The following is a 14998-nucleotide window of genomic DNA, read 5'->3' on the forward strand; positions in this document are numbered from 1 at the left end:
GCCGGACTTACCACCGGTAACGTGGTCGAGCCCCTTTGGACAATGTCCGGCCATCGTGCCGGATGGCAGCCACAACGGCCGGTGAGCAAATGGAACGGCACAATCCATGATAAAGACGTATGTGCTAGTGCATGGTGCCTGGCATGGCGGATGGTGTTGGCGGGACGTCGCCGCCAATCTTCGCAAGATGGGATGCCACGTGACCACGCCTACCCAGACAGGTGTCGGCGAACGCGCACGTTTGCTGTGCAAGGACATCACGCCCGACACATTCGTGACCGACATCGTCAACCACATTGTAACGGAAGAGCTGAGCGATGTGATCCTTGTCGGTCACAGTCTAGGCGGCATCAGCATCACCGGCGCCGCCGACCGGATACCCGACCATATCAGCCATCTCGTTTATCTCGACGGCGCCATCGTCGAGAGCGGTCAAAGTGTATTCAGCACCATGCCCCCCGACATCGTCGCCGCCCGTCGAAAATTGGTTGCGGAGGAAGGACGGGGTATCTTCATGCCGACTCCGCCGCCAACAGCATTCGGCACTCCCGAGGGACACTCGCTCACGGACTGGGTGCGGCGCCGGATAACACCGCATCCGGCAGGCACCTACGAAAGCGGACTTAAGCTCGAGCACCCGCTCGGCAACGGCAGACCCCGAACCTATGTCGTCTGCACTAATCCACTCCACCCGCCGATGGCGGGAGCGCGAGAATGGGTCGCGAAGCAGGATGGCTGGGCGTGGCAGGAACTCGCCACTGGCCACGACGCAATGATCCTCGCGCCGACGGAAGTTGCTCTCCTTCTTAGCGCTGTCGGCTGAGGAACCAAGTAGGGGGAGCGGCGGCCGATTCTCAGGCCGTGGCCTTGAGCTCTGGTGCAAGGATGTAGGCCCAACGGGTCGTTCCGGTGGCGCCACCGAAACCACTAGGCGGGAGTGGCCTGTCCTGCCGACGTCGCAAGCTTGCGAGCGTTCCGCCGCGGCCGCAGCCCGTAGCGCCGGGCAACCTCCGAGATCACCGCGTCGGCTCCAGGGTCTCGGAGATGACTCCGTGCCTTGTCGTCCATCGACCAATGCCGCCGACCAACAGCGCCGTTGATCACCCTCGAAAACGCCGAGGCTGCCGCTCAGGGTCAATCGTAAGTTCAAGTTCAGACACAAGCCGATCTCCGATCCACCTCAGAATCGGCAGGCCCACAGATCGCGGGTCCTCCTGGAAGGACACAGCGCTTACCCTTGAAATATGGAGAACCATGGCTTTGCGCCGTCGGCAGTTGAGCTGATCTCGCAATGCTATTTCCCCGGCAACGTCCGCGAGCCGGAGAACTGCGTGCTTGGCGTTCTCCTCTGGAAGGAACCAATCTTTCGGAACGTGGCAATGTCATCGACGAGCTCTCACGGGCCAGCACGATGCCGGTTCGGCGCATCGGCGCCCGCCTGAACACGAGATGGCCACTTGCGATTCTAACGATACGGCCGGACGGGGGCTGGGACCGCGGCGGACGAAGCGTGACGGCTGATCGACACAATGGAGAAGGCCGGCTGGGTTCAGGCTAATGCGGCTCGAATTCTCGGCCTCAAGCTGCGACAAGTCGGCTAGGCGATACGCCGGCATAGTATCGAGGTGAAGGAACTTCTAAGAGCCTGATGAGCCAATCGTCAGGCCAGTGGTCTTGCGCGCCCTGTGCGCGACAAGGAGTGCTTCGTGCTTCTGAACGGATTTGGACTTGCACTGTCGCAAGCAGGACAAAATTGTGTCGCGCCGGCCTGACACAATGCGATATCGACCCGAATAGTGAACTGAAGCCGCTTTTTTCAGTTGGTATGGCTCTTGCACCTTGAACCGCGACGTTACCAGCAACGGAGCCGTTTGATGTCCTCACCGACAGTTTCGATTGAGGGGCCGACTAGCACGACATCCGAGGGTCTTCTGGCAGCCGCGAAATCCGGTGGCTGCGCATCGTCTTCCTACGGCTCGTCGCCGACCAGCCCGGGCGAAGAGGATCCGGCTATTTGGGAAAGGATCAAGGATCACCCCTGCTTTTCGGAGGAAGCGCATCATTATTTCGCGCGTATGCATGTGGCGGTCGCGCCGGCTTGCAATGTCCAGTGCAACTATTGCAATCGCAAATACGATTGCGCCAACGAGAGCCGGCCTGGTGTTGTGTCTGAGAAGTTGACGCCCGACCAAGCGCTACGCAAGGTCATCGCCGTTGCCAACAAAGTTCCGCAGCTTTCGGTTCTTGGCATCGCTGGGCCGGGGGATGCCTGTTACGATTGGGAGAAAACGAAGGCAACGTTCGACCGCGTCATCAGGGAAATCCCCGACATAAAGCTGTGCGTCTCCACTAATGGGCTCGTGCTGCCGGACCATGTCGCCGAGCTTGCCGAAATGAATGTTGATCACGTGACGATCACCATCAACATGGTCGACCCGGAAGTCGGCGCGAAGATCTATCCATGGATCTTTTATGAAAATCGCCGCTACTTCGGCATCGAAGCCGCTCGAATCTTGCACGCGCGGCAGATGCTGGGCCTGGAGATGCTGAGCGCGCGCGGCATCCTCACCAAAATCAACTCGGTGATGATTCCTGGAGTGAACGACCAGCACCTGTTTGAGGTGAACAAAATGGTCAGGGAGCGGGGCGCGTTTCTGCACAACGTGATGCCTCTGATTTCGGACCCGGCGCACGGTACCCACTACGGACTCATCGGGCAGCGCGGCCCAACGGCAACGGAGATGATGGCTCTTCAGGATCGACTTGAAGGTGGCGCCAAGTTGATGCGCCACTGCCGGCAGTGCCGGGCAGATGCTGTCGGCCTGCTCGGTGAAGATCGTGGCCAGGAATTCACGCTGGACGGTATTCCCGACGATGTCGCCTACGATGCTGGCAAGCGTCAGGCCTATCGGCAGGTGGTCGCACACGAGCGCCGTGATCATGAGGCGGCGAGGAGCGAGGCCATCGGTATGGTCAAGGCAACAGACTCCGAAAAGTCGCTTCTGGTTGCGGTGGCCACTAAGGGAGGTGGACGGGTCAACGAACACTTCGGCCACGCGAAGGAATTCCAGGTTTATGAAGTCTCGCCTAGAGGGATCAGCTTGGTCGGGCATCGGAAGGTCGAGCGGTATTGCCTCGGAGGCGGGGGCGAAGACGCCATCCTCGAGGGCGTCATCGCAGCGCTCGAAGGCATACACATAGTGCTATGCGCCAAGATCGGAAATCGCCCGAAGGAACAACTCTCGCGAGTTGGACTGCGCGTAACCGACGCCTATGGCCATGACTACATCGAGACCGCAGTCAGCGCACTTTACGCGGCAGAGTTTGGGATCAGACCACTAGCGGCGACGGCCTGAGCCGTCTCGTCCGATAACCAGGAGTTAGAATGGCTTTAAAGATCATCGCATCCCAATGTACCCAATGCGGGGCCTGCGAGTTCGAATGTCCTTCGGAAGCGATCAAGTTCAAGGGCGACGCCTATGTGATCGATCCAAACAAGTGCACCGAATGCAAGGAGGCCTTCGATACGCAGCAATGCGTGTCGGTCTGTCCGGTACCGAAAACCTGCGTTCCCGCTTGATTCCTACCGAAACGGTCGGGTTCGCCGCACGACGACGCCTGCAACCCGCGACCACAACAAAAGCCTCGAGAAAGGAATGGACAGCATGTGGTCCAGACGCGAACAGGAGGTCGAAATCGGCAGACCGCCACGGTTCATGCAGGGTGAGCGGGTCCGTGCGATACGCCACATAAAAAACGACGGCACCTATCCCGGCAAGGAGATCGGCGAAAACCTCGTGCGGAAGGGCGACGAAGGCTACGTGCGCGACATTGGAACCTTTCTCCAGCAATTCTTCATCTATGCGGTCGAATGGATCGATCGTGGCACGGTCGTCGGCATGCGAGCGCGCGAACTCATTAGCCTCGACAAAGTCGAGGTTCCCTGCGGAGCTGAAGGCATTTCCAACGGGGGAACAGCCGGATGAAAGTAATGATTCGCAGGACCGCTACTGGCTTGTCGGCTTATGTCCCCAAGAAGGATCTCGAAGAGCCGATCACCGAGATTGAGAACGCTGACTTATGGGGCGGGACCGTGACGCTCAGGAACGGTTGGCGGCTCATGCTGCCCGACCTTCCGCGCGACACGCGTTTGCCGATCACCGTCGAGGCGATGAAGATTTCCGACGGGGCCTGATGCCGGTGGGTTCAGTGGCGGAGAGGAAACGCGTATGAACACGATGCTGAGCTGGGACCATCTCGTCGTCGTCCGGGGCAGTTTTGCCAAAAAACTGATTGACCTGCTGAACGGCGCTCTCAAGGCCGATCGAGTGATCCCCTATCTCGGTCCTGGTCTTCTGCAGCTTAACCCACCGGAATCCCCTGTACCTTGCACCCCTGAAGATGTCGCCGCGGCCCTCAACAAGCGGGCGCCTGCCCCTTCCAGGATTCGCACCAATATGTGGTCGGTCGCGCAGTTTATCGAGCAGCGCCGACATCGTCGGACTCTCCAAGCGTGGATGGCGGAGATATTCGCAGCCCCCGCCGAGCCGACCGTTCTTCACGCCTGGCTCGCAACCCTTCAACTGTCTGTCATCATCGACAGCTGGTACGATGGCGCCATGCGAGCAGCCCTTGCAGAGGCCGGCCAAACAGACGTTGTCGAGATACAAGGAACGACGCGCGCGACCGGAATCGGTAACATCTGGACGAGAACTTACGATTTGTCAGGAACAGAACTCGAGGCCGAACAAGTGGCTAGGACGGTGCTCTATGCGCCGCACGGCAGCGTCAGGCCGGCGGCAAACTTCCTCGTGGCTGATTCCGATTACGTCGAAGTCCTAACCGAAATTGATATCCAGACGCCGATCCCGGACGCGGTGAAGCAACGGCGCGTCAACCGGGGTTTTTTCTTCGTGGGCTGCCGCTTCAACGATCAGATGCTGCGCACATATGCCAGACAGCTGATGAAGCGCTCCACTGGCCCACATTTTGCGGTGATCGATTCGGCTACGCTGACCAGAAACGAACGTCGTTTCCTTGCCGAAGGCGCAATCACGGTCATCGACATGCCGATCCGCAACGCCGCGGCTCGCCTCGTCGGGGTCGATGCTAGCCAGGATTAATGGCCGGCGATTGCTGGTGAGTCGCTGCTTGCCTCCAAGGGCGAAAACTCAGTTGGGAATACATTCGTGAGCAGTAATGCTAGTGGCAGCACAACGTAGGCTCTGAATTCGTTGGGCCATGTGAAAGGGTCCGCTGCTGCGGGACGTGAGCACGTTGCGGCGGCATTACGCACATGATCTTGTGACCCCCGTGGCAAAAGAACTGAAGCGCCCGAGTCGCGACAACATATGCAGCGCTCAATGGCTTCGACAAAAATTCGGCACAGTTTCGACAGTTCGCATGCACCTCCAGGGTCAACGAGGTTGATTATGCCTGTTTATGTGGGTCGGCCACGCGAGCAGGAATTCCCACTACCTTTGCCCCGGCGGGAACATCTCGTGTGACCACGCAGCCAGCGCCTACCACTGCATTATCACCAATCGTGACGCCAGGCAGAATGATTGCTCCACCGCCGATCCAGACACGGCTGCCAATGTGAACAGGACGCCCGACCTGCAGGCCGGCCTGCCGCTGCTCGGCATCATGTGGATGATCGGCGGTATAAATCTGCACAGCAGGCCCAATTGCCGTTCCTTGCCCGATTTTGACCTCTACCACGTCAAGAATAACGCAGTTGAAGTTGATGTAGGCATTGGCTCCAATGCGGATATTGAATCCGTAGTCGCAAAAAAAGGGCGGACGGATGACCGTTCCGCGCCCAACCTCTCCCAGCCGCTCGGACAAAAGCTCATGCCAATGCCCCGTGGTCTGCCCCAGCGTATCATTGTACCGCTTGAGCCAAGCCCCGGTTGCCAACAGGTCAGCTTGGATCTCCGGATCCGCCGCATTGTAAAACTCGCCTGCGAGCATCTTTTCTTTTTGGCTACGCATCATAGTCTCCCGTCAGGTCGTGTCCCGTACAGTGATGCAGGAACGCACATCAAACTGCCTCGGCAACTTTGTAACTCGATCTTGCCGGGCGCGCGGTCGGTCACGAGCCGGGGCGACAGTTTCGTCTCGACCAACTTCCAAGAATTTGGATATCGGAGATCAACCGGTCGCAGGGGCCAATACCTGACGAAGTCGGCAACTGTCCAGCGGTCGAACTCACTTTCATGCCCATCTCAGATTGCGTGATATCGAGCGGTAAGCCATCAGCTAATGTATCGACCAGGTCCCGCCAGAGGATTACTCCTTTTTAGTTTGTCAGTCGCAGAGCCCCAGTACGACTGGTGGTAGAAAGCACACGGCCGGAATCTTGGCAGCGCTGTTCACACCCACTTCGTAAGCCTGGCCGATGGGCTCGGCGCCAGAGCACCAATGCTTGACCTGCTCCAGCTCTTGCTCGGCGGGTTGTTTCAGAGACGCTTGATCTCGATACCGCGTTTTCTCAGCACGTAGCCGATCTGGCGCGGGGTCAAACCGAGCAGGCGCGCCGCCTTTGCCTGCACCCAGCCACACTTTTCCATGGCAGCAATGACCGTATCGGCATCGGGCACCCTACCACGAGTCGTGGCAGGGCCTATCGGCGCTTGCCCGTCGCCGACGGGCGGGGCGGCACAGGCGGCGGAAGGCTCGATCGTAGTCGACTTCTCTGACGTCGGCTGTCCGTTCTTCCACAGCGCCGCGGCCAAGCACTGATCCGCGTAACAGGCAAAGTCAGTTCTGAGGATTGATGGACCCGTCGCCAGAACTGCCGTCCGTTGAACGCAGTTTTCGAGCTCTCGGATGTTACCTGGAAATTCGCAGTTCATTAGCACCTCAATCGCTTCGGGAGCGAAGGTCAGCGTGTGATCATTCTCAGTATTGAAATTCTTGAGAAACTGAGCGGCCAAGAGCGGAATATCACCTCGCCTTTCGCGCAATGCCGGCACGCGTAAAGTGACGACGTTGATGCGATAATAGAGGTCTTGCCGGAACTCCTTGCGTTGAACTGCCGTTTCCAAGTCCCTGTTCGTTGCGGCAATCACGCGAACATCAACTTTAATGGTGTGGTTGCTGCCGACGCGCTCAAACTCCTGCTCCTGCAGGACACGCAGCAGCTTAGCCTGGAACGAACCTGATATTTCGCCAATCTCGTCCAGAAACAATGTGCCTTTGTCGGCAGCCTCAAAGCGCCCCTTGCGCAAACTGCTCGCGTCGGTGAAGGCACCCTTCTCATGACCGAACAAGTCAGATTCCAGAAGCGTCTCGGTGAGCGCCGCGCAATTGACCTTGATGAAGGGCTGCTTGGCGCGAGGCGAGAGCTCGTGAATGGCTTTGGCAACCAGCTCCTTGCCGGTTCCGGATTCACCTCGCAACAGGACCGTAGTCTTCGCCTTGGCCACCTTGACAAGGTGCTCACGCAGCTTGCGCAGCGCCTGACTATCGCCAAGCATCTCCTTGCTGATCTTTTTACGTTCCATTTGGCAGCCCATCCCACTCCGCCACCCGCCGGTAGAACTGCACTGGACGGTGAGCTGTGTTGTATTTCGCCATCATCATTCTCGATCTCACCTTTGTTGCTTCGAAATTTCCGGCGCGCGGACCCCCTCGGCAAATGGCAATGGCGCCTGAGCATCGTTGTCTTTCACCAGGACGAGCGTCTTCTCCTCCGTGCGGGCGCCCGCAATATGCGCGCTTGTTTGCGCAGGCCTTTACTCGACCGGTCGCCGTTCTGTCCGGCTTCTGCCGCACCGCAGCCTGCAAACCCATCCTTGACAAGAAAGGAGGGGAGTCAATCGAGCTCTCCTTGCATTCGTGCAAGGAAAATTGTCAGTTTGATAGAATTCTATCAAAACGGCAGAAACGCCCCGCCCCCAATTTGGCTGTACCTGCGGCGTTCAGCTTACGTGACGACATGTGCGGACTTGTCCCAATTGCCGTCCGAGTTGTGCGGGAAACAGTAGCCGCTGCGCTGTTCGCTTCAACCGCGTGATGCCGCTGACAGTAGAGGCGGCGGCTCGTCGAGCGAGGCTTCATTGTTCGGCTACTAAAGCGGCTGTGCTTTGGTGGGAGTTGGTTTCGCCCAAGTTCTGGGCCTGGGGGCGTCTAGCCCGTTTCGCCGCACAGGCTCCTCCCACATCGTCGAGGCCGAGAAGGAGGGACCCCACAGCCCTCCCTGTATCACAATGCCCCGCCCCTCAAGCAGCTAGATACGACAGGTGACCTCAAATGAGGCGTCTTGCATGGCTTCTACACCTGCCTGAATGCCAGAACTGCGTTCGTACCGCCCATGGCGAAGGCGTTGCTCATGGCGACGCGCACCTTGCGCTCCCGCGGCACATTGGGTGTGATGTCGAGGTCGCAAGCGGGATCTGGCTCGCGATAGTTGGCGGTCGGCGGCACGACGTCCTCTTGGATTGCCATCACGCAGGCGATCATTTCAAGCGCGCTCGCTGCGCCGAGGCAATGCGCGTGCGTGGACTTGGTGGAAGAGATGGACATCGAATAAGCGTGGTTTCCAAACACACGCTTGATCGCCGCCGTTTCAGTCTGATCATTGCTCTTGGTACCGGTGCCGTGCGCGTTGAGATAGTCGACGTCCTCGGCATTCAGCCCGGCATCGGCAAGGCAGGCGCGCATCGCCGACGCTGGCCCCTCGACAGATGGCGCGGCAATGTGGAAGGCATCGGCGGAAAGGCCGACGCCGGCGATCTCGGCAAGAATTGTGGCACCACGCCTCGTGGCATGCTCGTAGCTTTCCAGCACGGCCATGCCCGCACCCTCGCCCAGCACCAGGCCCTTCCTATCGGCGGAGAAGGGCCGGCAGGTATCGGGTGAAAGCACGCGCATTGCTTCCCATGCTTTCAGCACGCCCCATGCGAAGGGTGCGTCGCTGCCCCCGGAAACCATTACGTCGGCCCGGCCCAGCTTGATCTGGTCCACCGCCGAGGCGATCGCATGGTTGGCCGAGGCACATGCGGAGGTCACCCCGAAGACCGGCCCGCGCAAGCCGAGGCTCAAGCTAAGATGGACGGAAGCGGCGCTGGGCATCACCTTTACTCCAGTGAAGAGTTCAGCACGGATTGCGCTACCCAAAAGCAGTGAGCGGTAAGTTTGTTCTGTTGCGTACGAACCGGTAAATCCGACGCCCACTGTCGCGCCGAAGCGATGGGCATTCCCCTCGTCGCAGGAAAGTCCGGCCTGCCGCATGGCTTCGCGCGCTGCAAGCACGGCGAGCAAGCTGAAGCGGGCCATGGAGACGAGCTGCTTGCGATCGATGTCGTGCTGGGGCAGCGCCTTGATCTCAGCGCCGGTCATGCCCTCCAGGTCATGAAGCTCGGAATTGGCGATCGGGCCGATGGCGGAGCGGCCTTCGCGCATCTCTTTCCACATAGAGGCGGCGTCGGTGCCCAGTCCGCACAGGCCGCCCACTCCGGTGATAACGACGCGCCTGTCCATTCAAGCCTCCTTCGCAAGCAAGCCGCGGACGGCTTCCACGACGTCGCCGACATTCTTGAGATTGGACCAGGCATCGGCCGTGTTCATGTCGATCTTGATGCCGTAGGCCTGCTCCACATCCCAGAGGACGTCCGCCAAACCCAGCGAATCGAACCCGAGCGCGTCCAGTTCCGTGGCGATTGTTATCTCGCCGACGAATGACGCAGGCATTCCCTCACCGCTCTCCGACTCGGCGCGTTTCTTGATCAGGGCAATGACGTCCGTTGCGAATTGATCGGCCATTCTGTTTCCTGTCTTTCTTTCCCGCGTTTCGACCTGGACGCGGCTCAGTTCCTGAGGCGCGCCGCGTCGCGAAAGCCATCACGCTTGGGCAACTGACAAAACCCAATGCTCATAAAGCCGGATCAGGTCCGGCCGGTGTGTGGCGTAGGTGCAGTATGACGATGTGAGCCGCTACACGTGCGCGTCTCCCGGTCTGTCCATAGGCTCGGAAGAAGTCGGACAGTTTGACATGGCCGGTCAGTTGCAACTCCCTTTCCCAGCACTCCACTGCCCGGTAGAGCGCATGAAAAATCTCCTTTCGGGCGGTTTCTTAAGACGCTCGCCACGCCATGAGGCAGTGGGGGCATCGGTGTCCATCAGGTGCTTCTGCCCATGCAGGATTCCAGAACATTGATGAAATCGTTTGTTTCGATGAAAGGCATCCACACTTTGGATGGTTGACCACGCTTTTCAAAGATCGTGAACTACATCTCCTCGTTGTGCTCGACGCACTCCGGACAAGTAACCTCATGGGCGCGGCATGCAGGATTAACCGAGCCCAGCCGGTCATGAGTGCGGCCGGCGCTCGGCTGCTCGATTTATTTGCGCGATAAGCTCGCGACCATGTCCGCGGAGGTATTCAAACTTAACGCTGCGTCCGGGAGCTCTTGCCCTCCAGTTTGCGACGCTCCCCCGCCCATCCAGTGATCGTTTATTTCGTCGGATAGTTTGACCCGGCTCTACCGAATCGCCGCTTCAGGATCATTCTTTCCGATTTCGTCACGCTCGTATTTCTGCCGCGTCCTACACCGATTGGGCGCGAACAAAACTGAGCGCCTTGGAACCCGAACCCGTGCGTCGTGACCGGGAGCATCCGGGGCGAACTCATCCGCTCGGGGGCATCGCATCACCGGACGGCGACAGGCACGGTCGACCGGCATCTCGGCATCGGCTGGGAATTCGTCCATGGTCTGCATTGGCGACGACGCTTCCTGAGGCCACGTAGCCCTTATGCCAAGCTGGGCGCCCGGGTCGAGCGCGTAATGACGACAATTGCTTCGCTGCAGGTCAAACGCTTTCCGGGCCACCTGCAAAGTCTTCACCCGGCCGTACAGCGCCCAAGACCACTGATGTGATCGACAAGAGCCTTTTTGATAAATCTGCGCTATTCTCCTGTCGCGCACGGACGACCGCGTGGCGAAGAGCAGGGTCCGAGATGAGAGCCCTGCCGCGCAGCTTCTATCGTCGCGCCTCGTTTGCGGCATCCGTGCCTACCCTCTTCGGACCTCGTGGGTTCCAACCGGCGACGAGGCGTGCATAGGCGCCCTCGGCCTGCTCCACCCAGCGGCGCTCTTCTTCCCGGTGGCTCTTTATGTTGTAGGCGTGCGCTCCCTTTTGGCCGCGCACAGCCTTGCTCCCGGCCTTGAGTTCCACATCGCGCAAGCTTCTTGGCATGCAGGGAGGGTCGAGCCCACGCGTAACTCTCGCCCTTCTCAACAGATGACAGATCACGACAGAGAGTTTGCGTGCGGTTGCCACGGCCGCGACATGCTGTCCGCGCCGGGCTCGCACGCCGCAGGGAGAAGGCTCGCAACGGTCCGGGAGCACGAGCGGCCGCCCAGGCCGCCTCGACGAGCATGCCGCGCGCATGACCACGGCCCTGCTTGGTGATCCGCCCATGGTAGGCCGGACCTGGCCGGACTGCTGGACGCTTGGGTTCAACCCGAGATAGGTCACGAGCTTCTGCGGATCGTCGAAGCGCGACACGTCGCCGATCGCCGCCCTTCATCGCCAGCGCGACGGTGATGTCGACGCCGGGAATGGTCATCAGCCGCTTCACGCCTTCATCCTCGAGAGCCGAGCGGACAAGATCGCGTTCGATGACCTGGAGGTCTTCGCCCAATCGGTCGAACTCGCGCAGATGCCCATCGATCGCGAGGCGCTCGTCCTGCGGTACGACCTGCTCGATTAACCAGGTCCGACCCTTGGCGCCGCACAGGTCAGCATGCGGGCAGGACGGATCAGGTGGCTATGAAGGATCGACTGGATGACGCTCTTCAATCGAGATCTCTGTCGGACAATCTGATTGCGCCGTGTCACCTGTCGACGCAGAGCCTGCGTCGGCTCGTCCGCAATCCAGACTTCTGGCAAGAAGCCGCTGGCATAGAGCTGCGCAAGAACGTCGGCGTCGATCGTCGTTTTGATCTTGGCATAGGCAACGATAAACACCTGTTTCGGCTTGGCGATCCCCACCTTCTTCACATGCGGCGCAACCACAGCTGCAGCGGACGTCGCGTTGCCGGTGGCCTCGATCACCCCGACATCGTTCGGCGACAGCTTCGCGGCGAACGCCGCCAGCAGATCGCGCCGCATGTCGACGCGGCCGAGTCGCCTGAGCCTGCCCTCCTCCCATGCCACTGCTTCGGCGAAGGCGCGGTGAATATCCAGTCCGATGATAAGCATGCCCGTTCCTCCTTCTTGGCTCGGTCAAAGACGGGAGCTGGCGGGCAACACGACATCTACTGATCCGCGCTCGCAGCGCATCCGGGAAAGTCGCGAGGGGCGGCCATGTAACGAGCTCGGGCTCTCAGCCCACGGTCTATTGACGGCCTGCCTGCACCTTTGTGCTCCCGGTGCCCCACGTCCCGGATGGGCTCACCATAAGGGCGTTCCAAAACAAGAACAGCAGGACGAGAAGGCACCACAGATCACATACCGGATAGCGGCAAGGCCAAGCGCTTCGTTCAGATAGGCTTGCGCCAATGGGCTTAGGCCGAGCCTACAACAGCTCTCAAAAACGCTGCCGGACTGCTGCATTGGCTCGCCGATACAATTGGCACAGGCCTCACGGCAGCTTAGGATCAAACCGCCCATCAGTCGCCTCGGACTGGAAAGGTGCACCCTATTAGGTTCCACGCCTAGCTAGGTCGGGGCCGCCGAAGACGCTGGTTGATAGACCGGCGCCATCGGCCCGGCGTTTCAAACTGCCAATCTCTGACCTGCACAGTACGAACGATTGCTCGCTTCGGCAGATCACGCGGCTCATATGTCGGACCTTAACGTCATCCATCATAAACTTTTTGCGACAAAAGATTGCAAGAATGCTAAATTGTTAAAGTCGTTTGTTTCGGTTAAAGGCATCCATCCCATGGATGGCTGATGACATGCGTTTCAAAGGACTTGATCTAAATCTCCTCGTTGTGCTCGACGCACTCCTGACGGAGCGTAATCTCTCGGCGGCGGCACGCAGGATTAACCTGAGTCAGCCCGCCATGAGTGCGGCCGTCGCCCGACTGCGCGATTATTTCCGCGATGAACTGTTTACGATAAGAGGTCGCGAAAGATTTCTAACCCCGCGTGCGGCAGCATTTGCCCCCGCAGTTCGCGACGCTCTCCAGCACATCCAGTGCTCGATTATTTCTTCGGATCCGTTTGACCCAGCTCGAGCCGATCGCCTCTTCAGGATCATTCTTTCCGATTTCGTCACGCTCGTGTTTTTCGAAAAGCTTGTGGAGCGTATTTCACGGGAAGCCCCCGCCGTCAGCTTCGAACTGCTGCCTGTCGACGATAGCCCCGATGAGCTTCTCCGGCGCGGTGACGTCGATTTTCTAATTCTACCGGATATGTTCACGTCGAGTGTGCATTCAAGCGTTGCGCTGTTTGACGAGAAGCTCGTGTGCGTAGGCTGTCCCACAAACAAGCAGCTGCCACAGCAGCTTACATTCGAGAGATACATGTCGATGAGGCACGTCGCGGTCAGGTTCGGGCGTACGATGAAGCCGTCTATCGAGGAATGGTTTTTGCTTGAGCATGGCCTTAAGAGACGTGTCGAGGTCGCCGTGCAGGGCTTCAGCATGATTCCACCTATGGTGTCCGGCACAGCTCGTATAGCGACCATGCCCTTACGGCTGGTCAGGCATTTCGAAAAAACGTTCCCCCTGCGGGTTATCGAACTTCCGCTGCCATTTCCCACATTCACCGAGACCCTCCAATGGCCGGCCCTCCACAATAGCGATCCGGCAAGCATCTGGATGCGGGAGATAATGATACAGGAGGCATCTCGGATGGCTGCCCCGCTGTGAACCCACGGAAAATTCAGGCGCACCTATAGTCACTACTCCTGTCACCATCTACTTTGACGACAATAGCCCTCGCCGGATAAAGTCGATGCTGGCGGCAAGTGCGCCTGCGAGATCGTCCAGAGAATGGACTTCCTCGACCAGCTCGAATGAGAAAGGTCCCGCGTAGCCGCCATCCAGCAGCGCCTGAATCTGGCTGCCATTGTCGGAACCTGCAAGAAAGCGATCGGGGTAAATCCAGAAGGTCGGGTCGTTTACGCTTGAAATGTGCACCAGGCCGGTAAGCTCGCAGAACAGGCATGTCTCCCCGGCCAGGGTGTGGTGGAACGTGTCGTGCACGAGGCGAAAGACGGACTGGCCATCAACCGCGGCAACGGCCTCGGCCGCTTCCTTCTTTGATCGAAGCGAGCAGGTTCGGAAACCCAGCGGCTCGATGAGACCGATCAGACCCCGCGACTGGAGGATTGGCTTGATCTCGTTTAGAGCGAAACGAAGATTGTCCTGGCGCTCGCTATTGGTGGGCCACGAGCTGCGGTTGGCCGGCACCAACACGAGCGTCTCCGCCCCGCACGCCGTCGCATAATCGGCGAGGTTGCTTGCCTCGGCCTGACGCGTTGGAGTCCAGTCGTTGAACCGCTGCAAGGCGTTGACAGAGATGATCGTGACGCCCGCTTCGGTAGCGGCCAACCGAACGTCCGCAGCCGGAATGCCGCGTGCGACAGGATTGCTGAAATGAGGGTAACGGATTTGGACGTCGGTCAGGCCTTGGTCACGGGCAAGCGCGAAAAGCGCACTGACGTCAAGGCGGGGCGCCGCCATGTGATCGAGTGCAAAGCGGGGCGATACCTGGCGCATTGCTTGACTTTCCTTCCATGAAGCGCGGCTGCCATTTCGGCATCCGGCTTCTTTCAAGACGGAACCACGCCGGTTCACAGATCGGACAGAGACGGCCGAGTCAATCGAGCTTTCCTTTCATCGGTGAAAGGAAAATGGGCGCTCATGATAGAAATCCATCAAGGTCAAATATTTTCCGGAAGATAAATGTCGAACGGCAGAAATGTCTGCCCCGGGCTCTCCGCGACGCCGGCTTTGATGGCCCGCTCCATTGCCATTATCAGCTCCTGGCAAAGTCGGCGCATTGGCGTGCCGACCGCCATCGTCAAGATGTCATC

Annotated in this window: 11 protein-coding genes and 4 pseudogenes; 8 read left to right on the forward strand and 7 right to left on the reverse strand. The window is 59.3% G+C overall.

Features of this window, described 5'->3' with window-relative positions; genetic code table 11:
• Positions 1-106 precede the first annotated feature (106 nt).
• From EN994_RS00100 to EN994_RS00135, 7 genes and pseudogenes are all read left to right on the forward strand, one after another.
• On the forward strand, positions 107-823 hold the full coding sequence (locus tag EN994_RS00100; RefSeq protein ID WP_063169392.1) for an alpha/beta fold hydrolase: 717 nt from the start codon (positions 107-109) through the stop codon (positions 821-823).
• 691 nt (positions 824-1514) lie between these two features.
• Positions 1515-1601: pseudogene (locus tag EN994_RS00110) on the forward strand (helix-turn-helix domain-containing protein); the annotation flags it as partial.
• A gap of 273 nt (positions 1602-1874) precedes the next feature.
• On the forward strand, positions 1875-3356 hold the full coding sequence (gene nifB / locus EN994_RS00115; protein WP_063169393.1) for a nitrogenase cofactor biosynthesis protein NifB: 1482 nt from the start codon (positions 1875-1877) through the stop codon (positions 3354-3356).
• Between the two features lie 29 nt (positions 3357-3385).
• On the forward strand, positions 3386-3580 hold the full coding sequence (locus tag EN994_RS00120; protein WP_024505232.1) for a 4Fe-4S binding protein: 195 nt from the start codon (positions 3386-3388) through the stop codon (positions 3578-3580).
• An 85-nt stretch (positions 3581-3665) separates the two neighbouring features.
• Positions 3666-3986, forward strand: coding sequence for a nitrogen fixation protein NifZ (locus tag EN994_RS00125; protein ID WP_024505231.1), 321 nt, complete (start codon positions 3666-3668; stop codon positions 3984-3986).
• Positions 3983-4195, forward strand: a complete 213-nt coding sequence (gene nifT / locus EN994_RS00130) for a putative nitrogen fixation protein NifT (RefSeq protein ID WP_024505230.1) — start codon at positions 3983-3985, stop codon at positions 4193-4195. Before EN994_RS00125 ends, nifT begins: the two co-directional genes overlap by 4 nt.
• 34 nt (positions 4196-4229) lie before the next feature.
• Complete coding sequence (locus tag EN994_RS00135) at positions 4230-5123, forward strand: SIR2 family protein (RefSeq protein WP_024505229.1); 894 nt, start codon at positions 4230-4232, stop codon at positions 5121-5123.
• 307 nt (positions 5124-5430) lie between these two features.
• On the opposite strand, the gene EN994_RS00140 is transcribed toward EN994_RS00135, so the two are convergent.
• The 5 genes and pseudogenes from EN994_RS00140 to EN994_RS00160 all read right to left on the reverse strand — a co-directional run bounded on the left by EN994_RS00140 (position 5431) and on the right by EN994_RS00160 (position 12210).
• Positions 5431-5997, reverse strand: coding sequence for a sugar O-acetyltransferase (locus EN994_RS00140; RefSeq protein ID WP_024505228.1), 567 nt, complete (start codon positions 5995-5997; stop codon positions 5431-5433).
• A 464-nt stretch (positions 5998-6461) separates the two neighbouring features.
• Positions 6462-7505 (reverse strand): annotated as a pseudogene (gene nifA / locus EN994_RS00145) (nif-specific transcriptional activator NifA); the annotation flags it as partial.
• Positions 7506-8277: 772 nt separating this feature from the next.
• Complete coding sequence (locus EN994_RS00150) at positions 8278-9486, reverse strand: beta-ketoacyl-[acyl-carrier-protein] synthase family protein (RefSeq protein ID WP_095804225.1); 1209 nt, start codon at positions 9484-9486, stop codon at positions 8278-8280.
• Positions 9487-9768, reverse strand: a complete 282-nt coding sequence (locus tag EN994_RS00155) for an acyl carrier protein (RefSeq protein ID WP_029356603.1) — start codon at positions 9766-9768, stop codon at positions 9487-9489. It lies immediately after the preceding gene.
• 1218 nt (positions 9769-10986) lie between these two features.
• Positions 10987-12210, reverse strand: a pseudogene (locus EN994_RS00160) (IS110 family transposase).
• 701 nt (positions 12211-12911) lie between these two features.
• On the opposite strand from EN994_RS00160, the gene EN994_RS00165 reads away from it, so the two are divergent.
• Complete coding sequence (locus EN994_RS00165; protein ID WP_063170390.1) at positions 12912-13829, forward strand: LysR family transcriptional regulator; 918 nt, start codon at positions 12912-12914, stop codon at positions 13827-13829.
• A gap of 48 nt (positions 13830-13877) precedes the next feature.
• Here the strand turns inward: EN994_RS00165 and EN994_RS00170 are convergent, their stop codons facing one another.
• Positions 13878-14681 (reverse strand): TIM barrel protein, encoded by an 804-nt coding sequence (locus tag EN994_RS00170; RefSeq protein ID WP_063169395.1) that lies wholly within the window; start codon positions 14679-14681, stop codon positions 13878-13880.
• A gap of 164 nt (positions 14682-14845) precedes the next feature.
• Positions 14846-14998 (reverse strand): annotated as a pseudogene (locus EN994_RS35805) (LacI family transcriptional regulator); the annotation flags it as partial.

It is taken from the genome of Mesorhizobium sp. M7A.F.Ca.CA.002.09.1.1, assembly GCF_003998555.1.
In the GTDB taxonomy this organism is placed as follows: Bacteria; Pseudomonadota; Alphaproteobacteria; order Rhizobiales; family Rhizobiaceae; genus Mesorhizobium; species Mesorhizobium ciceri.

Bases quoted from the DNA above. Each gene is read 5' to 3' on its own strand.
- EN994_RS00120 (WP_024505232.1), top strand. From the start codon at position 3,386: ATGGCTTTAAAGATCATCGCATCCCAATGTACCCAATGCGGGGCCTGC.
- EN994_RS00100 (WP_063169392.1), top strand. From the start codon at position 107: ATGATAAAGACGTATGTGCTAGTGCATGGTGCCTGGCATGGCGGATGG.
- EN994_RS00170 (WP_063169395.1), bottom strand. From the start codon at position 14,681: ATGCGCCAGGTATCGCCCCGCTTTGCACTCGATCACATGGCGGCGCCC.
- EN994_RS00125 (WP_024505231.1), top strand. From the start codon at position 3,666: ATGTGGTCCAGACGCGAACAGGAGGTCGAAATCGGCAGACCGCCACGG.
- EN994_RS00165 (WP_063170390.1), top strand. From the start codon at position 12,912: ATGCGTTTCAAAGGACTTGATCTAAATCTCCTCGTTGTGCTCGACGCA.
- EN994_RS00135 (WP_024505229.1), top strand. From the start codon at position 4,230: ATGAACACGATGCTGAGCTGGGACCATCTCGTCGTCGTCCGGGGCAGT.
- nifT (WP_024505230.1), top strand. From the start codon at position 3,983: ATGAAAGTAATGATTCGCAGGACCGCTACTGGCTTGTCGGCTTATGTC.
- EN994_RS00155 (WP_029356603.1), bottom strand. From the start codon at position 9,768: ATGGCCGATCAATTCGCAACGGACGTCATTGCCCTGATCAAGAAACGC.
- EN994_RS00150 (WP_095804225.1), bottom strand. From the start codon at position 9,486: ATGGACAGGCGCGTCGTTATCACCGGAGTGGGCGGCCTGTGCGGACTG.
- EN994_RS00140 (WP_024505228.1), bottom strand. From the start codon at position 5,997: ATGATGCGTAGCCAAAAAGAAAAGATGCTCGCAGGCGAGTTTTACAAT.
- nifB (WP_063169393.1), top strand. From the start codon at position 1,875: ATGTCCTCACCGACAGTTTCGATTGAGGGGCCGACTAGCACGACATCC.